Genomic DNA, 20,701 nt, shown 5'->3' on the forward strand with positions numbered 1-20,701 from the left:
GCCTCTCAATTGACAAGGCAGGAAACTATGGCAAAGATTGGCAGGAATGAAAAATGTCCGTGCATGAGCGGCAAAAAATATAAACATTGTTGTGGTTCGGGTGACAAAAGGCCTGTAACCCGGCAGCTTTCACCTGAGGAACAGCTGAAGATCACCCTGATGAGCGGTGTCGAAGAGATACAGGAGCAGGCGGAACGTAAGAAGGCTGTCACCAGAGAGATTGGTGTCTTTTTCTTTTACTCCACAACTAAAGGAGATGCCTGGTTGTTGGAGATGACCGACCGTGATTGCGTGCAGGTTGCCAAGGCTGGTGAGAGACTGGATGTTCCTATTGATGAGAATCCGGAGACTATCGAAGTGAACTGGAGTCATGTATTCCGGATCAGGAACAAAACTCTTGAACTTACTGCCTACAGTGACAAGAGTGTTGTTGCCATGAAAGATGCTCCTAGCCAGAAGATTAATGCAATGGCACGCCGTATCAGGAAAAAATTCAGTGTCGAGCAGTTGCAGAAAGTTCACCTGAATCCGTCGACGGAAGGTGAAACTGCATAACAGATGGATTCTTCATCGCAGTGGATACGTGTGGTCCCCATGTTGTGTATCATGGGGACTATTTTTTTTCTCTCTCATCAACCCGGAGATACGTTTGATTCGGTTCTTTTTTTCCCTGGGGAGGATAAAATTGCCCATTTCACCATTTACTTTTTGCTAGGATGGAGTGTCATCTATGCTTGTGGTTGGCACAAAGGGGCGGCACGCGTAAAAAGATGTGGTGTGGTGACCATTTCTATATGTCTCCTCTATGGTCTCAGTGATGAACTGCACCAATATTTCATACCGGGTCGAAGTACGAGTCTGGCTGATCTGGTTGCTGATTTTTGTGGTGCAGGTGTGGCGGTGCTGACCTGGTTGCAGGCTCTGAAAAGAAAAGCGGGTAAAAAAAATTACTAAAAATTAACTCCCTTGTTACTCTATGGTTTTTTTAGTGAAACCTGCCAAACAGGTACTTTCAGAACACAGGCGCAGTGAAACTTTCAGCTTTCCACCTTGTCAGGCATGCTTTTTAACCTTATACTGAGGTGTATGAGAATCTATCTCAACATGAAAGAAATACACTGAGGTGCATCATGGTTGGCGAAATTGGAGCATTTAATAACGCGATACAGAGTGAGCGTACATATAGGGATAATGGTGTAGATGCAGCGGTTCGGCAGGATAGCCAGAGGGAAGTCACCCAGCAGGACGGTCCTGTTGATTCCGTAGCCCTCTCATCAGAGGCTATCGCACTGGCCACCAATGTTGCTCCTGTCGGTGAGGGTAGTGAAACACGGGAAACCAGCGAACAGGAAAGCACACCACCACCCCCGCAGGAACAGCGGGCTGGCAGTATTGATATTCGGGTCTGAACAAGGCACAGTACAACCAGAATAAAGACAAAAAAGGGAGCCGGAAATTCGGCTCCCTTTTTTTATTTGAAGAAATAATGTTTTTACTTTCGTAATAGTTTTGCTATTTCTTTAGCATAATAGGTGATGATGATATCGGCTCCGGCTCTTTTTATAGAGAGCAGGGTCTCCAGCATGACTTTTTCTTCGTCAATCCAGCCATTTGCGGCTGCAGCCTTGATCATGGCATACTCTCCGCTCACGTGATAGGCGGCTATGGGCAGGTCGAATTCATCTTTTAACTTGCTGATGATATCGAGGTAGGCTACAGCCGGCTTCACCATCAGGATGTCAGCTCCTTCATCAACATCAAGTGTCGCTTCCCGCAGAGCCTCCCGACTGTTTGCTGGATCCATCTGGTAGCTTCGCCTGTCACCGAATTGGGGGGCGCAGTCTGCGGCATCCCGAAACGGACCATAGAATGCTGAGGCGTACTTTACAGCGTAGGACATGATCGGGATTGATTCAAAATTGTTCTCGTCAAGGGCCGCCCTTATTTCTGCGATTCTTCCGTCCATCATATCGGAGGGTGCAACCATGTCGACCCCGGCCTGAGCGTGTGACAGGGCTGTCTTGGCAAGAATCTCAAGGGTTGCGTCATTGTCCACCTTCTTGTCGATCAGGCAACCGCAGTGGCCGTGATCAGTATATTCGCAAAGACAGACATCGGTAACCACCATGAGTTGTGGGTGTTTGTTTTTGAGCTCCCTGACAGCCCTCTGGATGATGCCGTCTTTTGCGTGGGCACCAGAGCCCATGCTGTCTTTTTTCTCAGGCAGGCCAAATAGAATGACAGAGTTGATGCCAAGGTCGAGGCACTCTTTTGATTCCTTGGCCAGCATGTCGACAGAGACTCTGAAAACACCAGGCATGGAGGGGATCTCTTCCCGTATCTTTTTCCCCGGCATGACAAAGATTGGGTAGATGAATTGATCGGCTGAGAGATGTGTTTCCCTGATAAGGGAACGAAAAGATGCAGTGCTGCGCATTCTGCGTGGTCTATATTCCGGAAAAACCATATGTGCTCCTCTAAATGATACGACTGATTATTGCGCCTGGTATATACTTGAAAACATCGTCGTTGTATACCGGGTCAGGTAGGTTACTGTATGATATTAAGACTTTTTAGTTTTTTGTGAAGGTGGCTTCTTTCAAGGCCCACCTGTTCCGCTGTTTTAGAGATATTATTATCATTACGCAGCAGATTTTGCTGTAGGTATTCCTTTTCAAACAGTCGTTTGGCCTCTTTGAAATCGACGTTCAACATCGGATTGAGAGGTGAACCATTGTTATTGGTCATGCCACCGGACTGGTTGAGGAACAGCCGGACCTGCTCTCCGGTAATAGTCTGTTTAGGACACATGATTGCCAGTCTTTCAATAAAGTTCCTTAGTTCACGTACGTTGCCGGGCCAGGAGTGTTCCATCATGGCTGTGAAGGCATCCTGGCTGAAATCCTTAACCTTGAGTCCCTTGCCTCCCATGCTTTCCATGATGCTCTCCACAAGGAGGGGGATGTCATCTAATCTTTCCTTTAATTGAGGAACCGTGATAGGTACCACGTTCAATCGCCAGAAGAGATCAGCCCTGAAGTTGCCATTTTCAATTTCTTCTTCCAGATTCTTGTTGGTAGCGGCGAGTACCCGTACGTTGACCTGAATTGTCTTGTGCCCACCCACCCGTTCGAATTTCTGTTCCTGCAGGATACGAAGGATCTTGGCCTGGGTCTTCAAGCTCATATCCCCAATCTCATCAAGAAAAAGGATACCGCCGTCGGCCTGGTCGAACTTTCCCTGCTTGCTTGAATGTGCACCTGTGAAAGAGCCTTTTTCATGACCGAACAGTTCCGATTCGATCAACTCTTCCGGGATCGCAGCACAATTCACCTCGATCATCGGTTTGAATTTGGAGGTAGAGAGGTTGTGGATTGCTTGAGCGACGAGTTCCTTCCCCGTACCATGGTCGCCACGGATGAGCACCCAAGCATCGGTTGGGGCTACCATCTCGATCTGATCCATAACCGCTTGTATCGCTGGGGATGAGCCCGTGATTTTTGTGGATTTAACCGTGCTCTGTCTTAACAGACGATTCTCCCTTTCCAATTGGGAGAATCGTAAGCCGTTGCTTACTGCCAGAATGATCTTGTCATAAGAGAGTGGTTTTTCTATGAAATCAAAGGCCCCGCTGCGGGTAGCCTGGACAGCAGTTTCAATATTGCCGTGGCCGGAGATCATGATGACCGGCAAGGAAAATTTATCTTTAATGATCTCAAGTGCTTTCATCCCATCCATATTGTCGCCAAGCCAGATGTCAAGTAGCACAAGGTCTGCCCCGTCGTCCTCAAGGTATTCCAGACCTTTTTCGGCAGATGAAACGGCGATTGCTTCAAAACCTTCATCTTCCAGGATGCCGGAGAGACTTTCCTGGATGCTTGCTTCATCATCTATAATGAGGATACGTTTGCTCATGGCTGAGAGTGCGGGGATTCCGGGCATAGTCCTTTATTCTTTCTGGTATCCGGCCAATGGTAGCTCAATGGTGAATATAGAGCCATTGGGGCTGTTGTCGTTGACCCGGATATAGCCACCGTGATCTGAGATTATGGTAGAGACGATGGCCAGTCCCAGTCCGGTGCCCGTTTTTTTGGTGGAAAAATAGGGCTCAAAAAGTTTGAGCTTATTTTCCTTTGATATACCCGGTCCGGAGTCGGCAACCTTAATAAAGACACTGCCCCTTTCGTGGTCAGGTGATAGCTCAATATCTATTCTACCCCCGCCTGGTAAAACTGCAACAGCATTGTCGAGCAGGTTGATAAGGCATCTTTTGATCTGTTCGGCGTCAAAACTAAATTCCGGGATGGTGTCTGTTTCCCGACAGCTGAAGTTGATCATTTTGTGAGCTTCCTCATAGAGGACCAGTGTGTTACGTGCCAGTTTCGGTAGATCGGCTGGTGCCTTCTGGACCTTTGGCATGCGGGCAAACTGGCTGAATTCACTAACAAGTCGTTTGAGTTCATCCACCTGGTTAATGATTGTGTCGGTACACTTGTCAAAGACTGAATCTTCTTCGGCCAGAATTTCGGGGTAACGGCGTCTGAGCCGTTGGGCTGAGAGTTGAATAGGTGTGAGCGGATTTTTGATCTCATGGGCAATACGTCGTGCGACTTCGCGCCATGCTGCCATACGTTGCATTTTTTCCAGCTTGGTCAGGTTGTCGAAAACGAGAACATGTCCAAGTGGTATTCCTTCATCGTCTTCCAGCCTGTTAAAGTGAATCAGTAATGAAAAGGTCTTTCCGAGTACATTTATTTTCAGGTGCTGCTCTACCGATTTCTTGCCTGTGATAGTCAGTTCATCAATAAAACCTGTGATAAGTGAGGATTGATCCTCAGGAAGCACTTCGCTAAATCTCTTGCCGATGAAAAAATTCTTATCGATATTGAGGAGCTGTTCGGCAAAACGGTTGAAGGTGGTTATTCGTGACTGTTCGTCTATGGAAATGACACCGGCCGATACATTTTGCAGGATTATCTCAATATACCTGCGTCGCTGCTCGGATTCCTGAGAACTCTCTTTGAGGGCGATATGGGTATCGGCCAGCTGTTTGTTGGAGTTGTTAAGGTTGGTTGTCATTTGGTTAAACGAGTTAACCAAAATGCCGATTTCATCATCCGCATCGCTTTCCATCTTGAATTCAAGGTCACCGTCGGCGACCCTCCTGGTCGCGTTGACCAGTTTTTCCAATGGTTTGGTGATGCCACGTGAAATATAAATGCCGAACCATATGGCGGCGAAAATAATAAGCAGGGTAACGATGAGAAGCAGGATAATGAGCCAGAACTTGAAGGGATCCTTGAAATGCTTGAGTTGCCGGTATCCCTCAATACCTTTTGAGATGAGGGTCATGCGGCTGAGTTGTTCGTTTCGGACAAGTAGCGAAGTGACCAGGATGGCGCTGATCGGATTTTCCTGGCCAATGTTGATGGCAGCGACACTGCGTACGAGATCCCCTTGTGGGGTTTCCTGGATAAGCGTATCCTGCACCTGTAGTTTTTTCACCTTCAGTAAGAGGTCGACCGGGATTTTTGGTAGCAGGATATGCTTGGTGGTTGGACTGCGGACTGCAATTTCAAGGTTATTGTCGTCCGTAACCATGGTGATTGAGTCAGGTCCGTTGATGGTATTAAACGCCAGGATATTGTCCAGGGTCCGGTTAATTGCATCAATAGTGTAGTCTTGCAGTTCGAGGCCTTCCAGCCTGGCGGCGATGCCCTCGTTCATCCGGTCAGCCCGGTCGGATGCATCATGCAGGATAGATTGAGCGAGTTCAAGGGATTCCTGCAGTGAGTCCTCAATATTGGAGTTGAACCAGTATTCGATACTTGTCGAGACGAACTGCAGGGCAACAAAAAAGAGCAGGATCGTCGGTATCAGCGTGAGTGAGAGGAAAGAACCGATAAGCTTTGTCTTCAGGCCTGAACCCGATTTGTTGATTCTGCGTTCAAACAAGAGTTCTGCCAGGCTTCTGAGTACCAGGAAAAGGACAAAAAGGATGATCAGTACATTGATGTTGATCAAACCGAAAATGAGTATGTTGGAACTGATGGGCAGCGAGGAGTCTGTTTGAAACAGATGGCTCTGAAACCAGACAAAGAGGGGGATCAACCCCAGACAGATCAATATGGCCCAGCGCACAAGCCGTCGCTTCTGCAGCAACTGGTCTCGTGTATAGCGGCGGTTGGTGTCGTATGACTTGGGCAGGTTTGGTGTGTTTTCCTGCAGCTTTGATTGCGGCTCGGTTTTCAAGTCTCTTGTCAGTAGTTGAATTCCAGTACTTGCCAGTCCGTTTCATTATCCCATGGTGAGATAAAGGGAAGAACTTTGTGAATCCCCATGGGGAGAGTTTTTTCAAAGAGGTGGCCACGGATTCGTAAACGATAGCGGCTGCCTGGAACCAGCTTTTCCAACTGCAGCAATTTCAGGCCATTTATTTCATTCATAACCATCTTGGCTTCGTCCAGAGTCCTTGCCTGCTGCGTTTTTGCATTGGCCTCTTCGAGCAGAATCTCATAACTCTCCTTTAAGGTGTCGTAGGTAAGGGTATGGGCAAAATCCAGGAGAACCACCGGCTCGTCAACCTGATCAAGGTACAATTCCACCTGAAAATTGAAACGAATGGGTAGCCCGCTTTTGGCAGCGGAGATCATTTCGTCGGTAAATGTGGAGTTGACGACTCCGAACAGAATGAGATGAGTCTCAGAAGTTGTTACAATTAAATCCCTGAAAGGCTTTTTCTCCTTATCTTCTCCTGACAGGCTGTAGCCTGCTGTCAGAAAGGCAAGGAGAAGACAGGAAAGGAGCGGGATGAGCTTTTTATACATTATTTAGAGAGAATCGGGTTGGACATATGTTTTTTTTATTATGATTTCGCAGCTGAGTTGTTTACAGGAACGCTTATTGATAAAGTTTGAAACCGAAAATAATTTACTTGATAAAGGCTTTGATGTCTATCTGTTGTTCATTAATCCTTGGGAAAAACAGTGAAAATAAATGGCTGTGGAAGAGGCGAAACTACTTGACGTTACGATGAAAACAAGGTATTTGTGTGCATATGTCTATATGTCTGCGGCAGGGCCAGGAGGGAGCATTTGCATTTTTTACCTGCGGGCGGTATAAATATCAACCACCACAAATGACGAGTTGTGCAAGGTGTGCGCTCGATTGTATTTTAATTGATTGAAATAGTTATGTCACCACGACCTAAAAAGACCCGAAAATGTGAAACAAGTTTTATCGGGCATGCCTATAAACCGACCGGAACACCTTTGTCGGAACTCAAACAGATTGAATTACATCGTGATGAGCTCGAGGCGCTTCGTCTATGTGACGGGGATGGTTTGACCCAGGAGGAGGCCGGAGTGCGCATGGGGGTGTCCCGGGGGACGATCCAGCGTATCCTGACCGTCGCCCGTAAAAAGACTGCACGTTCCCTGGCTGAGGGCTATGCCATCATCTTTGTGGATGATGAAATGTAGCCATTAGAAAGGTCGGTCGGGAAGAAGGTGATGACGCTCTGCTCAGATGTTTTCCCGCGTTTTCATGAACTCGATATCCGGCCACTTCTCCATGTGGAAGTTCAGCATCCACTCGCTTGGGGCCAGAAAGGTGAGGAATCCCTCGGAATCGGTAGCCAGTGCATCCTGATTCTTCCTTTCAAAATCCGCCAGCATCTTTTTATCAGCACACTGGACCCAGCGTGCAGCCTGGTAGTTTACCGGTTCATAGATGGCATCTACACCATATTCGTTTTTCAGGCGAGCCATGGTGACCTCAAACTGTAATACACCAACGGCCCCCATAACATAATCCGCACCTATCTTGGGTCTGAAGACCTGGATGGCACCTTCTTCAGCCAGCTGGATCAGCCCTTTCTGGAGCTGTTTCATCTTTAACGGGTTTTTAAGCAGCACGCGCTTGAAGTGTTCTGGTGCAAAGTTCGGTATTCCCGTGAACTTGAGTTCTTCCTTAATTGTGAAAGTGTCCCCAATCTTTATGGTACCGTGATTGTGCAGGCCGATGATGTCGCCGGGGTAGGCTTCTTCCACATTGGCTCTCTCCTGAGCCATGAAGATGGTTGCATTGGCAAGAGTGATGTCCTTACCTATACGATGATGTCTGACCTTCATCCCGCGGGTGAATTTTCCCGAACAGATCCGGCAGAAGGCGATTCGGTCCCTGTGGGCCGGGTTCATGTTGGCCTGGATTTTAAAAACAAATCCGCTAAAGTCGGGTTCGGTTGGTTCGACATTTCTGGTTGCAGCCGCCCGGGCGGTTGGTGCCGGAGCCATCTCCACAAAACTATCGAGCATTTCCTGCACTCCGAAATTATTTATAGCACTGCCGAAGAACACAGGTGTTTGTCCAGCGCTCAGATAGTGCTCAAGCTCAAAAGGATTGGCGGCTCCTTCAAGTAACTCGATGTCCTCACGCAGTTCATCCGCCTGGACACCAAGTAGTTCGTCGAGCTGTGGATCGTCAAGGTCTTCGATTGTGATACCCTCACCCATTCTGGTTTCCTGGCCAGGAGTGAATAAGTGGAGCTGTTTACGATACAGGTTGTAGACTCCTTTAAAACTCTTCCCCATGCCAATAGGCCAGGAGAGTGGAGTGCATTCCACCTGGAGCTTTTCTTCTATCTCCGCCATGAGGTCGAGTGGAGAGAGGCCCTCTCGGTCAAGCTTGTTAATGAAGGTGATGATCGGCGTGTTGCGCATCCTGCACACTTCCATCAACTTTTCAGTCTGGGCTTCGACACCTTTAGCACTGTCGATCACCATAATGGCAGAATCCACTGCCGTGAGCACTCGGTACGTATCTTCGGAAAAGTCCTGGTGGCCAGGCGTGTCCAGGAGGTTGATGTCGTAATCCCGATACTGGAATTTCATGACCGAGGTGGTGACTGAAATGCCGCGCTCCTGCTCAATGGCCATCCAGTCACTGGTGGCATGGCGTTCGGCTTTCCGTGATTTGACGGCACCGGCCATGTTGATGGCACCGCCGAATAACAGCAGTTTTTCGGTCAGTGTCGTTTTACCAGCATCCGGGTGGCTGATGATACCGAAGGTCCGGCGTCGGGTAACTTCTTTTTCTAGTTGCTTTGTCATGACAGTATCAGAAATAAACTTCTTTAAATATTCGCTTCGACCTATTATAAGAACAGGCTGAAAAAATGCAGAAGAATAGGCTCTTTTTCCAGGAATGCAAACGAAAAACTACACTTCATGAAAAATTTACGTACACTACTTGTTACCGGCGGATGCGGATTTATCGGTGCGAACTTCGTTAGACTACTGTTAAAACAGTATCCGGAATACCGTGTTATCAATATCGATAAACTTACTTATGCAGGTAATCTCCGTAACCTTGATGGTATCGAGGAAGGAGAGCGGTATCGTTTTGTGAAAGCGGATATCTGCGACAGCGAAACAATTGAAAGAATATTTTCCGAAGAGCTGGTGGATACGGTCGTTCATTTTGCCGCAGAGTCCCACGTAGACAGGTCGATTACGGGGCCTGCTGCATTTATCCAGACCAATATCATTGGGACTTTCACGCTACTTGAAGCGGCCAGGAAAAGCTGGCTGACTGGCGACTGGAAGGGGGCTGAACCGTGTTTCCTTCATGTTTCCACCGATGAAGTGTATGGTTCACTCGGTGAAACAGGTTTGTTTTCCGAGACCACACCTTTTGATCCTCGCTCTCCCTATTCTGCTTCCAAGGCATCGTCCGACCATCTGGCCAGTGCTTATTTTCATACCTATGGGTTGCCGGTCAGGATAACAAATTGTTCCAATAATTATGGGCCTTACCAGTTTCCCGAAAAGCTGATACCGCTGATTTTTAACAACTCGATGAAAGCTAAAAGCCTTCCCGTATACGGGGATGGTAAAAATGTCCGGGACTGGCTATTTGTGCTTGATCACTGTGAGGCAATACTCGAGGTTGTGAGGAAAGGTAAAAACGGTGAGTGTTATAATATTGGCGGTAATAACGAGAAGCAGAATATTGAGGTTGTGACCTTGATTTGCGATATCATCGATAAGAAGCTTGGTCTGCCTGAGTCGGGTGAACCAAGGCGCTCACTCATCACCTTTGTAAAAGACAGACTGGGACATGATCGCAGGTATGCCATAGATGCTTCAAAAATCAAGAACCAAATCGGTTGGCAGCCGAAAGTACAATTCGCAGAAGGCATTGAGAAGACGGTGGACTGGTATCTTGCGAACCAGCAGTGGGTGAATGAAATAGTCGACGGCAGTTATCAGGACTATTACCAGAAGATGTATCAATAAGTTTTTTCCTGTCCGTTACCAGACTAGAGGTAGCTTGGACAGGAAAGGAAGTTAAGAGGAAAGTGAGTAGTAGATGAATGTAATACGAACGGTTATTGAAGATGTGTTGATTATCGAGCCGCAGGTGTTTGGTGATGATCGGGGTTTTTTCCTTGAAAGCTATAATGAGAAGCGATGGAGGGAAGAGACCGGGCTTACGAAGCCCTTCGTGCAGGATAATCACTCAAGATCTGTAAGAGGGGTTCTGCGCGGTATTCATTACCAGATAAAACAGCCTCAGGGGAAACTGGTGCGGGTTGTTTCCGGTGAGGTATTTGATGTTGCGGTCGACCTCAGGAAAAACTCGAAGACTTTTGGACAATGGGTCAGTGTGCTGTTAACTGCTGAAAATAAAAAGCAGCTTTGGATTCCGGAAGGCTTCGGTCACGGTTTCCTGGTGGTGTCTGAACACGCCGATTTTCTCTATAAAACAACCGATTACTATTCTCCGGAAAATGAGAGATGTATTGTCTGGAATGATGCCCAGTTGAATATCGACTGGCCACAGGATATTGAACCACAGCTCTCAGCTAAAGATAGCAAAGGCGTACGTTTCGCTGATGCGGATGTTTTCGAATAATTGAAGTTTAAGCCGGGCCAAAACAGGGATATATTTTACCCTATCCAGGTAATCGATCATTTTCTGTGGTATTTTCTTACCGGTTTCAGTACACTCTGCACTTGATCCGGTTATAATCGGTATTTGTTCCGGTTCTTCCCATATTCCCCCACCGTAACGTCAGTACCTCGTTGTTTTTCGACAGGAAAACAGTATATGTATGCAGGAATTGCTGCATACGAAAACAAGTTTGTCCGGTGAAATATGGAAAGTAGTACGTTGTATCAAATCCTCCTATACTGCACCAGTCCCTTGGTTGCAGTGGCACTGATCCTTTATCTATTTGAAAAGCGTAAAACCAGGCAACTTGCCGGTAGAGTTGTAGCTATGGAGAATGTTGCTGCTTTCCACCAGGAGCGATTGAAGGTACTTTCAGAGGCGGCCTTTGAGGGCATAGTTCTTCTCGAAGATGGTATTTGTTTGTTGATGAACTCACAAGCCGAAGCAATTTTTGGGTACCGTTCGAAAGAAATTGTCGGATTGCCGACCACCGTCCTGATCGCACGTCAGGACCAACAACTGGTCCTTGATAATATCTCAAACCAGTTTAACGAACCGTATGAGGTGGTGGGAGAGCGTAAGGATGGCTCCCAGTTTCCTCTGGCTATATACGGTAAATCTCTCGAGTACCAGGGACGTGTTGTGCGGGCTGCTGCCCTGAGGGACCTGACCAAGTGGAAAAAGAGAGATGCCGAGCGAATGTTGCTTGAAGAACAGCTGCGACGCTCTCAAAAGATGGAGTCGATCGGGCTAATGGCAGGGGGGGTTGCTCACGATCTCAATAATATTCTGTCCGGTCTTGTTACGTATCCAGAACTGCTCTTGTTGAATATGCCAGAAGCAGACCCACTTCATGATCCTCTTAAGGCTATTCAAAAGGCGGGTGAAAGGGCTGCAGAAGTTGTCACCGATCTGCTCACCGTTGCCAGAGGCGTGGCGATGGTCATACAACCGGAGAATCTCAACGGAATTGTTGAGAATTATCTTCAATCTCCGGAATTTGAAAAACTAGCCAAGAACCACCCCTCGGTCTCCATTCAGTGCGAATTGGCACAAGATACTCCTGCCATTCTAGGCTCTGCGGTGCATGTGGGCAAATGTTTGATGAATCTTGTAACCAATGGGGCAGAGGCGATTCAGGGTGAGGGCAAGATTCAGATCAGGACCTATCGGTCACAGGTACGCAAACAGCGTGCTGAAGAACTCCTGTTGGCAGAGGGGGTGTATTCTGTCCTGGCCGTGGGGGATAGTGGTACAGGAATATCACAGCAAGATATGGAACATATTTTCGAGCCCTTCTATAGTCGTAAGGTAATTGGTCGCAGCGGTACGGGTCTCGGGCTTGCAGTGGTCTGGAATACCATGCAGGACCATAAGGGGTGCGTGCAATTAAAAAGCGATAGATACGGTTCCTGTTTTATGCTCTATTTTCCGGTAACGGATAAAGAGCCTGAGAATCTGGTGCCGGACGACGATTTCAGCTTTCTTACTGGTAACGGTGAGACCATCCTCGTTGTCGATGACGAACCGCATCAGTTGGCTATCGCCGGTCAGATACTCGGCAATCTCGGATATAAAGTTGAAAAGGCGGAATCAGGTGAAAAAGCGATAAAATGGCTTGAAGGGAACAACGCGGATCTGCTCATCCTTGATATGATGATGGGGCAGGGGATGAACGGATATGAAACGTACACGCAGGCAGTGCAACTTAAAGCGGGGCAAAAAGCGTTAATCGCAAGTGGTTTTTCGGAAAGTGATGAGGTGATCAATACCCTCAGGTTGGGTGCCGGTTTGTATATAAAGAAGCCGTACTCGCTTGGCCAACTTGGCCGGGCGGTGCAACAGGTGGTGCAAGGTGAAAAATCCTGACCTGTCCTGCTATCCCAGTCGAGGTGCATTGACAGTCCTTTCTGTTCTGTCATGAGCCGGAACGAAGTTTGATAAACCCAGTTTGAACACCATCTCTTTTAGTGGGATGGATGAATGTGCAGTGGGTTACAGAGGGAGGGAAGACGATCCCGCTGTGTTTACTCCAGCGCCACTCAGGCGACTCCTTCCTCCCACCCCTTTAATGACTTTTATTTGTGCAGGTATTCGCTCCCGCAGGCTCGGAACGTGGGAGATAATACCTATCAATTTTCCTTCACGATGCAGGCTTGAGAGGATATCAAGAGCTGTTTGCAATGATTCATCATCCAAGGTGCCGAAACCTTCGTCGAGAAAAAGGGAATCCACCTGGACATTTCGGCTTGCCATGTTGGAGAGTCCAAGTGCCAATGCCAGACTGACCAAAAAACTCTCACCGCCTGAAAGGTTTTTGATAGAGCGGATTTCACCGGCCTGATAGGTATCTATGATTTTCAGTTCAAGCGGTTCATCGGGATCGCGTAGAAGAATATACCTGTCACTCATTTTCCGCAGGCTGCGGTTAGCATGGCTGATCATGAGCTCAAAAGTCAACCCTTGAGCAAAATTTCTGAATTTTTTGCCATCTGCGGAGCCTATGAGCTGGTGCAGGCCAGCCAGCGTTCATATATCCGCTGCTGCGCGGCCAGTTGCTCTATTTTTTCTCCGTGCTGTTTTATGAGGCGGTTGTTATCCGACAGTTGTTGCAAGTAGGCCCCTTTGTCTTGCTGAAGGGAGGCCAGCCTGTTCCCTCCTTCCGTCAGGAACTCAAGAATCTTATCTTTTGAGGTATCTGTGGGGACACTGTTCTGCAGGTGCTGCAGGGCCTTGTGGGAGGAGGTGAGTAGTGCCCGGTTGTTTTTCATTTCGTCTTCAACAGCGGCAAGGCTTCGGGCAAGATCCTGTACCTCTTGCTCAGACAGGAGCGAAGATATGAAATCCTCTTTATCAGCAAACGAATTGTCGAGCAGGGTCGTTCTGAAAGTGTCCCGGAGTTTTATGAGGAGTTCTTCCCGGGCCGCTGTTGATTTATGTAATGCATCAACCCTTTCTGACAACCTTGCGTGGTCATGCTGACAGGTTTCGGTCTTTTGCCGGAATTTCTCCAGTCGTTTTTCCTGCATGTTTATGGAGTGTTGGAGCTCCGCCTCCTTTCTATCCGGATTATCCTCTCCAAATAATTGATTACGTTTATCTATATTGTCTCTTAACTGGCGGACGTGTTCGCTGATTTTTTTGTCCAGTTCTGTGCATTTGCGTAATTCCTGTTCATGGAGGGCTGCGAATTTATCCCTGTCAGAGCGATGCTGTTGCAGGGTTGACGATAATGTGCTGAGATTCTTTGTGTGCTCCTGCCACTGTTTATCTTTTGCTTCAAGCTCAGTGAGTATGTGGCCGGTGTTTGCATAAGACAACGGTTGGTTGGTAAACGGTTTGAGTAGAATTCCAAGGTTAGTTGAGGTCTCGGTCAACTGTTTATCGGTGTTTTGTTTGTCGTTGTGTAACTGTTTTCGTTCATCTGTCAGTGTTTCGTGGTGCTTACTACTCACAGCCAACGCTTTTTCTGTTTCAGTGAGTTTCTTTTCTATCTCCTGACTGATTTGAATAAGTTCGTTGTCCCGATTTTCCAGTTTTTTCAGATTTTCCAACCTGGTGAGCAGTTCATCTCTTTTTGAGAGAGTTGCTTCTACCAATTGTTTAACGGTTTCTGTTGAATTCGTATCGGCATGTTGCAGTTTTTGTTGCAGCGTTTTTCGATTGGTTATCTGTTGCTGCTGTTCCTGCTCTTTTTCCTGCCTGTTTTTTATCAGTTGTTCTGATCGTGTTGTATATTCAGCCACGTTTGCTGTAGCGGTCGTGAACTGTTCCTGTATCGCCTCCAGTTTGTTTCGTTCGTCTGTCAGTTTTTGTTCTTCCTCATCCGGTTGAGGGTAGTTCACTTGATTCTGGCAGTAGGGGTGTGTGGATGAACCGCAGAGGGGACAGGGATTGCCTTCTTTGAGTTTATTGCGTTCCAACTCAAAGTTTTTAATTTGGGATGCGAGAAAAACAATCTTTTCCTGCTTTTCTACCAGTGTTTTTTGTTGCAGTTTCTCTTTTACAAGTTGTTCTTTATGCAGGACAAGCCTTTGTTTCTGACTGTTACATGACTCGGTTTCCGCAAGCAGGGTTTTCAGGTCCTGCTTGATCTTTTCTGCTAACTGGTCTGCTTCCAGGATTCGATCAAGGGTTGTGAGCTTTTGCTGTAAATCGGAAATGTCAGTGTGAATTTGCTCCGCTGTTCTGCCGATGGAGATCGTATCCCATTGTTTCCGGATAAAGGTGTGCTGCACTTCACATTCTGTCTTCCTCTTGTTCAGTTCGGTTGCTCTGGCTGTGTACTCTTCTGTCTGTAGCCTGTTTTTGGATATTTCTTTACTGTTTGCGTCAATCCCTTTTTCTAATATTTCAAGTTGGTTATAAAGGCGGTTAAAGTTGGCCAGGTGTTCCCTGATACCGCTAATCTCGGTTGGAAGGGTTTGGCTGGTCTTGTTTTGTTCGTAATAGTTCTGTATCACTGCCAGACGGTTGGCGACAGTGGTTATATCTTTTTCAATTGCAGTGATTCGTTTTTGGTGTCCCGTGCATTGTAATTGTACTTTATTCCTCTCATGTTCGGATTCCTTGATGAGTTTGGATGTATGAGCTATCTCCTGGTCAATTCTGCGAACATCAGCAAACAGTTTCTGCTTTTCAAGGTAGCTCTTTTTCGATTCCTGAAGCTCGACAATTTGTCTTTTAGTTACCTTGTTCGTTTTGGTAAGCTCTTCGGTTATGTGCTTTAATGTTATCCTGAAGGTGGTGAGGTTCTTGACCTCTTCGTTTTGGATGTCCTCTGTATCTCGCAGACGGTGATAGTCAGGTTCAAGTTTTTGGGCCTGCAAAGCTCGTAGGTAGCGTTCTTTTTCAGGTTTCAACGTTTCGGATCTGGCCGTAAGCTCTCTTTCGGCCTGTTCAAGCGTGGTAATTTTCTGCTGCAGTTTTTCCTGTTCGGTATACCAGTTGAGAATCTGGCGATGCTGGTTGATTTTTTGTTCCTGGTCTATTATCAGGTTGTTAAGTTCTGCCAGTTTAGAATCAATTTCAACCCGTTGCTCCTCAGTCATGGGTAGGAAACCATCGCATTCAAGCTGCAGCTGGTCACGTTTTTTTTCTTCGAAAACGGTCAGTTCATGTACTTTTAGAGATATTTTACTGTAAATCGAGGTACCCGTTATTTGTTCCAGAATGGGTGCGCGCTTATCGGGGCCTGATTTGAGGAAAATATTGAAATCGCCCTGGGCCAGCAGGATGGAGCGGGTAAACTGTTCAAAGTCGAGGCCGGTAACTTCAATTACCTTTTTCTCGACGAGTTTCAGCTTGGATTCGATTACCTTTCCAGAGAGGGCGTCAACAATTTCGTGCTTTTGCTGCTGGAGATCCCCTGTCGGGCTTTTACGTGCCCGATGCTGGCTCCAGTGACAGCGATATCGCCCCTTTCCGGTGAGGAATTCGATTTCCGCAAAGCATTCGCCGGTATGCCGGGTCATAATCTCGTTGGATGATTTATTAACAGGCCCAAGCCGTGGTGTCTTGCCGTAAAGTGCCAGGCAGATACCATCGAGAATTGTCGACTTGCCCGCACCTGTCGGACCGGTGATAGCAAATATCCCACTATTGCGGATTTCAGGCGACGTGAAATCGATAAACCAGTCGCCCGCCAGTGAGTTGAGATTGCGGAGTCGTACCTGAAGGATTTTCATGGCAATAATGGAGTGTTACTTGGTGTAACTCTCTTCCTCAGCGAGCTGCTGCAGGGTGGTTTTGAAAAGGAGAAGCAAATCGTCCTGCTGGTCGGCTGGAATACGGGCACTTTCAAGGCAGCGAAGAAATACACCCTCTTCACTCATCGATTCGAGATCGTTTAGGGTCAGCTCACTGTCTGCACTGTTGATTTGGAGCGGACGGTTGATTATACGAAGTATTTCAAGATCGGAGCCCGTGATTTCCTTTTGCAGTTTGTGGTGCATGTCGGGGATGATTTCCTTCCCTTCATACAATATTTCCAGCCAGACGGACTGAGCTTCCTGGCTGATCTTTTCCATTTCATAAAGAATCTGCTCATAGTCGCCATGGATGCTATGCAGTCGTTGAAAAGTAGGTATTCTGACAGGTGTGGTTGATACCCTGCCGTCCTCAATTTCCACTTCGATGACAAATTTTTTTCTTTCCGCTTCCTTAAAACTCATGGGTAGGGGGGACCCACTGTAACGCTTCGTGGGATCAGCACCAAGGATTTGGGCGGAATGAAGATGGCCGAGGGCCAGGTAGTCTATCTGGGGAGAAAAAATCGTTACCGGGACATGGAGGAGGGAACCGACGTAAAGATCTCGTACACCGTCGCCTTCTACCACTGATCCGCCGGCCGCAAAAAGATGGCCGGTTGCCACTATAGGAGCAGTAGGCGCTTGTTGTGCCTGCTTGGTGATCGCTATATCGACCACTTCTGCATAATGGTGGGCAATACTTTTCTGAAGGATCTGTTCTTTTTCATCCCCGGACTCACCTGGTTGTGAGGCTCTGATATCCCTGTCACGTAGATAAGGGACAGTGCAGACGATAAGTTCACACTCTCCGACCCCATCTTTTAGTAGCAGGACCTGGTCTTCTCTGTTTTCCGGTATGGATGCTACTACCCGGACTTGCAACACTGCTAATAATTCGCGGGGAGCTTCCAGAAGTGATGGTGAATCATGATTGCCGCCAATAATTACTATATGACGACAACAGGTGACTGAAACGTCTTTCAGGAACTGGTAGTACAAACGCTGACTGGTATTGGATGGTGTGGTGGTATCGAAGATATCTCCTGCCACGATGAGTATATCGATGGCTCGTCTTTGTATTTCTTCAACGAGCCAGCCCAGGAATGCGCTGAATTCCTCATACCTCGTTTTGGAGTAAAGTCGTTTGCCGATATGCCAGTCTGAGGTGTGCAGGATTTTTATCATTGTTGTGAGGCTAGAGAATTTCCAGAAATATATGCTTTGTTTGGCATTATAATATGTTGCATTTCACAATGATATTATTTTTATTATCATACCTGAAGAACTGTTCGTAATTGTACTGCATCGGTTTCGGCGGCTCTCGTTTTTCAGGATATTGAGTAGATGAAATAATTATTCTAACCCGAATTACATGAAAAAAATCGGGTTAGAGGGGATAAAGAGGTGAAACATGCGGGCAAGTGTCGGTCCAATACTTCTCATTGTAGTTGGTGCGTTATTACTGCTTTCCAACTTGGGGCTGGTCCATCTTGGACAACTGAAATCGGTGCTGAAACAGTGGTGGCCTGCACTTTTGATCCTGATAGGTATCCTGCAGTTGAGAAAAGGGAGTTGAAATCTCAATTCGTATACATGGGTGTGACAGTATTCACAAATATCGATTAAAAGCCTGTGATGAAAAAATACACATGCCTCGATCTGGCCCCAAATACCTAGTCTTAGGATGTAAGCTATTTAGTTTCCGTCCTAAAACTACCCTTCTGCACAATCTCAGCGTTCCGACTAAATTATTTATCCTCCGAATATCCTTTTAGGATGGAAACTATTTAGGTAAGCTTTTCAGCCACGCATAGATATCTGCGGCATCCTGTTTTGAGAGTTTTTTTTCAGGAAATTTCGGCATGGAAGGTGAGTCCGGATCACGCAGGTAACTCTCAAAGCTCCTGAAACTCAGCTCTATTGCGGCAATTTCTGCCGTTCTGCCGTCATTTCCATTCTTGCCATGACAACTGAAACAGTTGTGCATGGTATACCATCGTTTACCCTGCTCTGCGTTACCTTCAGGTGTTGAACACCCAGCCGTGAGCAGAAGTGCCGGGATTCCAAGCATAAATAACATTTTTTTGGCGGTTGCGAGAATCATGATTCGTCTTTGCAGTACTATTTAAGGTTCAGGTAGTAGTGACTCTATTGGTTGGTTTTATAACAGATATATCCCTGGTCGATGAGGTACGAATGAACCCCGATCGTAATCGAATTGAGATAGATGACAGCTCCCTTTTCGTTTAATACCTGTAAGGGGATTATTTTCCCGTTTATGGAAAGAGGATCCCCGGAATTTCCTTCACAGGAAATCACCTTGGCCGCCGGATCAACACGATAGGTTGTCGCCGTACCGGTGAGGCTGAGCTTAAAACCGTCAAGCTGGACCTTGCCTTGTGCGATGAGTGCTTCAAGGGAATCCTGTGCGATGAACAGCGGCTTGTTCATGGGTGTCACGCAAACTGTTGTTATTGATCAATTCAGGTTACTTGGAGGATACTCTTTGGCATGAGAAAAGCAAGAGATAAGATGCCTCCATACTTACTTATTTCATAACCATTATGATGTAATGTGGGCAGATTACGGATTAGCACCTTATAACTCTCCTTTCGGGTTGGGGACCCTGTCGGCCCTATCTTTTCATTCTAAATGAGATGCAATCGCTGAAGGTAAACGTAGACTACCATCTCTAAAAGAATTTTATGTTTTCCGTATAAAATACATTTAGTTGGCAGGGAGGTGCTTTTTCAGGGAAATAAGGAGTTGACTACGACTGTTCTGTTTCTGGTTCAGGAGAATGGCAAAAGAGGTGATGGCTCCCTGTTCGTCAAAATATCCTGCGTAGCAGTATGTCGATTTCATGGTACCGGTTTTAACAAGTGCTCCATTTTTGCGAGGGAGCAGGTTTCTATAGGGAAGAAAATCATCAAGCAGGGAGAGCATTGCTTGCGGGGTCGCACTGTTTTTTCGTGAGAGTCCGGATGCTTCTTCGACCCGGATTGATGTCGCCGGGATGTGCAGTTTATTTGCGGCATAGTCCCTCAGCAGCCGACGGGATTTTTCCCAGGTTGCCGGAAAGCCGTATCGGTATGCGCCAGCTGTAAGGGCCAGCTGGTTGGCGATAAAGTTGTTTGAGTAAAAGAGGCAGGAGCGAATATTGTCGCGAACAGTTCTTGGAGATGTGAATATAAAAATTGGTTCTAACTTTTCGGGGACAATGCCTTTACGGATGAGCGGTGCTGATTGAATGCCGGCATCTAATGCCAGTTCATGAATCACTTCGGCTGTGTATCTTAACTGGGGATGCAACCTGCCTGAGAGTGGATAATGGTTGATATTGACCCGGTGATTACCTTTGGGCAGCTTTTTTCCAATACCCCGAGCAATTGAGGTAGTTGGAGTCTGGGCCTCTCCACTGCCGATTGTCCCGTTGGCCTGGCGGATGATGGAAATGGAATTGAAATTTATGGCCAGCCCACCGTTGGGGGCATCATAGGGATTTAAGGAGTTCTCCGAACCGTCCGGCAGGTAATGTTCAAGCATGAAAACTGTATCGTCAAGTACATAGCCAGAGATTGTTTTCAGACCATTCTGTTTGAGTTCGGCTACTATCTGAGAAAGATATTCGGAGGTCAGGAATGGATCACCACTCCCTTTTACGAATAGCCTCTTTTGACCATCGAGATAAAAGGACGTCTGATGTCGATAATTTTCCCCGAGCACATCAAGGACAGCCAGGGAGGTTAACAGCTTGATTGTCGAGGCTGGGCGGAAAAGTTCGTTCTCCCTGTATTGACTGACAATCTGACCGTTCTGGCTAACAATATAGCCGCCATTTTTGACCAGTTCTTGTGGGAGGACGGTTACTTCCACCGCTTGCAGGGAAGAAAGAGGTACAAGAAAACAGATCAGAATGAATACTCGTAGAGCGCGTTTAATCATGGTTGTCTGGTCCATCACCCATCGGTACATGATGGGTGATGGAAGGTGAA

General features: G+C 47.0%; 17 protein-coding genes and 2 pseudogenes. 8 read left to right on the plus strand and 11 right to left on the minus strand.

Going from position 1 to position 20,701, the window contains the following annotated elements; all coding sequences use genetic code 11:
• Positions 1-27 precede the first annotated feature (27 nt).
• From GA520_RS04465 to GA520_RS04475, 3 genes are all read left to right on the plus strand, one after another.
• Positions 28-555, plus strand: coding sequence for an SEC-C metal-binding domain-containing protein (locus GA520_RS04465; protein WP_163339742.1), 528 nt, complete (start codon positions 28-30; stop codon positions 553-555).
• 3 nt (positions 556-558) lie between these two features.
• Positions 559-954: a VanZ family protein gene (locus tag GA520_RS04470; RefSeq protein WP_163339741.1), complete on the plus strand. Its 396-nt coding sequence runs from the start codon at positions 559-561 to the stop codon at positions 952-954.
• A gap of 176 nt (positions 955-1,130) precedes the next feature.
• On the plus strand, positions 1,131-1,409 hold the full coding sequence (locus GA520_RS04475) for a hypothetical protein (RefSeq protein WP_163339740.1): 279 nt from the start codon (positions 1,131-1,133) through the stop codon (positions 1,407-1,409).
• 83 nt (positions 1,410-1,492) lie between these two features.
• Here GA520_RS04475 and hemB read toward each other — a convergent pair whose 3' ends face one another.
• The 4 genes from hemB to GA520_RS04495 form a co-directional block, all read right to left on the minus strand.
• Complete coding sequence (gene hemB, locus GA520_RS04480) at positions 1,493-2,467, minus strand: porphobilinogen synthase (RefSeq protein ID WP_163339739.1); 975 nt, start codon at positions 2,465-2,467, stop codon at positions 1,493-1,495.
• Between the two features lie 83 nt (positions 2,468-2,550).
• Positions 2,551-3,942, minus strand: a complete 1,392-nt coding sequence (locus tag GA520_RS04485; RefSeq protein ID WP_240910227.1) for a sigma-54 dependent transcriptional regulator — start codon at positions 3,940-3,942, stop codon at positions 2,551-2,553.
• A gap of 6 nt (positions 3,943-3,948) precedes the next feature.
• Positions 3,949-6,252 carry an ATP-binding protein gene (locus GA520_RS04490; RefSeq protein WP_240910226.1) on the minus strand — a complete coding sequence of 768 codons (2,304 nt, stop codon included), beginning with the start codon at positions 6,250-6,252 and terminating at the stop codon, positions 3,949-3,951.
• An 8-nt stretch (positions 6,253-6,260) separates the two neighbouring features.
• Entirely contained in the window at positions 6,261-6,827 is a 567-nt protein-coding gene (locus GA520_RS04495; protein WP_163339738.1) for a DUF4390 domain-containing protein, read from the minus strand.
• A 366-nt stretch (positions 6,828-7,193) separates the two neighbouring features.
• Here GA520_RS04495 and GA520_RS04500 point away from each other — a divergent pair, with 366 nt between their 5' ends.
• Positions 7,194-7,481, plus strand: coding sequence for a DUF134 domain-containing protein (locus GA520_RS04500; protein ID WP_163339737.1), 288 nt, complete (start codon positions 7,194-7,196; stop codon positions 7,479-7,481).
• Positions 7,482-7,523: 42 nt separating this feature from the next.
• On the opposite strand, the gene GA520_RS04505 is transcribed toward GA520_RS04500, so the two are convergent.
• Entirely contained in the window at positions 7,524-9,110 is a 1,587-nt protein-coding gene (locus GA520_RS04505) for a peptide chain release factor 3 (protein WP_163339736.1), read from the minus strand.
• 117 nt (positions 9,111-9,227) lie between these two features.
• On the opposite strand from GA520_RS04505, the gene rfbB reads away from it, so the two are divergent.
• The 3 genes from rfbB to GA520_RS04520 all read left to right on the plus strand — a co-directional run bounded on the left by rfbB (position 9,228) and on the right by GA520_RS04520 (position 12,825).
• Positions 9,228-10,298: a dTDP-glucose 4,6-dehydratase gene (rfbB, locus tag GA520_RS04510; RefSeq protein WP_163339735.1), complete on the plus strand. Its 1,071-nt coding sequence runs from the start codon at positions 9,228-9,230 to the stop codon at positions 10,296-10,298.
• 73 nt (positions 10,299-10,371) lie between these two features.
• Positions 10,372-10,917 (plus strand): dTDP-4-dehydrorhamnose 3,5-epimerase, encoded by a 546-nt coding sequence (gene rfbC / locus GA520_RS04515; RefSeq protein ID WP_163339734.1) that lies wholly within the window; start codon positions 10,372-10,374, stop codon positions 10,915-10,917.
• A 243-nt stretch (positions 10,918-11,160) separates the two neighbouring features.
• Entirely contained in the window at positions 11,161-12,825 is a 1,665-nt protein-coding gene (locus GA520_RS04520; protein WP_163339733.1) for a response regulator, read from the plus strand.
• Between the two features lie 126 nt (positions 12,826-12,951).
• Here the strand turns inward: GA520_RS04520 and GA520_RS04525 are convergent.
• The 3 genes and pseudogenes from GA520_RS04525 to GA520_RS04535 all read right to left on the minus strand — a co-directional run.
• A pseudogene (locus GA520_RS04525) lies at positions 12,952-13,484 on the minus strand (SbcC/MukB-like Walker B domain-containing protein); the annotation flags it as partial.
• Between the two features lie 2,427 nt (positions 13,485-15,911).
• A pseudogene (locus GA520_RS27065) lies at positions 15,912-16,643 on the minus strand (AAA family ATPase); the annotation flags it as partial.
• 15 nt (positions 16,644-16,658) lie between these two features.
• A complete protein-coding gene (locus GA520_RS04535; protein WP_205749359.1) occupies positions 16,659-17,891 on the minus strand; it encodes an exonuclease SbcCD subunit D C-terminal domain-containing protein in 1,233 nt (410 codons plus the stop codon).
• Between the two features lie 226 nt (positions 17,892-18,117).
• Between GA520_RS04535 and GA520_RS04540 the strand changes: the two genes are divergently transcribed.
• Positions 18,118-18,282 (plus strand): LiaI-LiaF-like domain-containing protein, encoded by a 165-nt coding sequence (locus GA520_RS04540; RefSeq protein ID WP_167528825.1) that lies wholly within the window; start codon positions 18,118-18,120, stop codon positions 18,280-18,282.
• Between the two features lie 207 nt (positions 18,283-18,489).
• Here GA520_RS04540 and GA520_RS04545 read toward each other — a convergent pair whose 3' ends face one another.
• From GA520_RS04545 to GA520_RS04555, 3 genes are all read right to left on the minus strand, one after another.
• Complete coding sequence (locus GA520_RS04545) at positions 18,490-18,810, minus strand: cytochrome c (protein WP_163339732.1); 321 nt, start codon at positions 18,808-18,810, stop codon at positions 18,490-18,492.
• 44 nt (positions 18,811-18,854) lie between these two features.
• The gene (locus GA520_RS04550; RefSeq protein ID WP_163339731.1) at positions 18,855-19,157 is read right to left on the minus strand and encodes a hypothetical protein; all 303 of its coding nucleotides are present in this window, start codon (positions 19,155-19,157) and stop codon (positions 18,855-18,857) included.
• A 276-nt stretch (positions 19,158-19,433) separates the two neighbouring features.
• Positions 19,434-20,651, minus strand: coding sequence for a D-alanyl-D-alanine carboxypeptidase/D-alanyl-D-alanine-endopeptidase (locus GA520_RS04555; RefSeq protein ID WP_163339730.1), 1,218 nt, complete (start codon positions 20,649-20,651; stop codon positions 19,434-19,436).
• Between the last annotated feature and the right edge of the window lie 50 nt (positions 20,652-20,701).

The organism is Desulfopila sp. IMCC35008 (genome assembly GCF_010646885.2).
Lineage (GTDB): Bacteria > Desulfobacterota > Desulfobulbia > Desulfobulbales > Desulfocapsaceae > Desulfopila.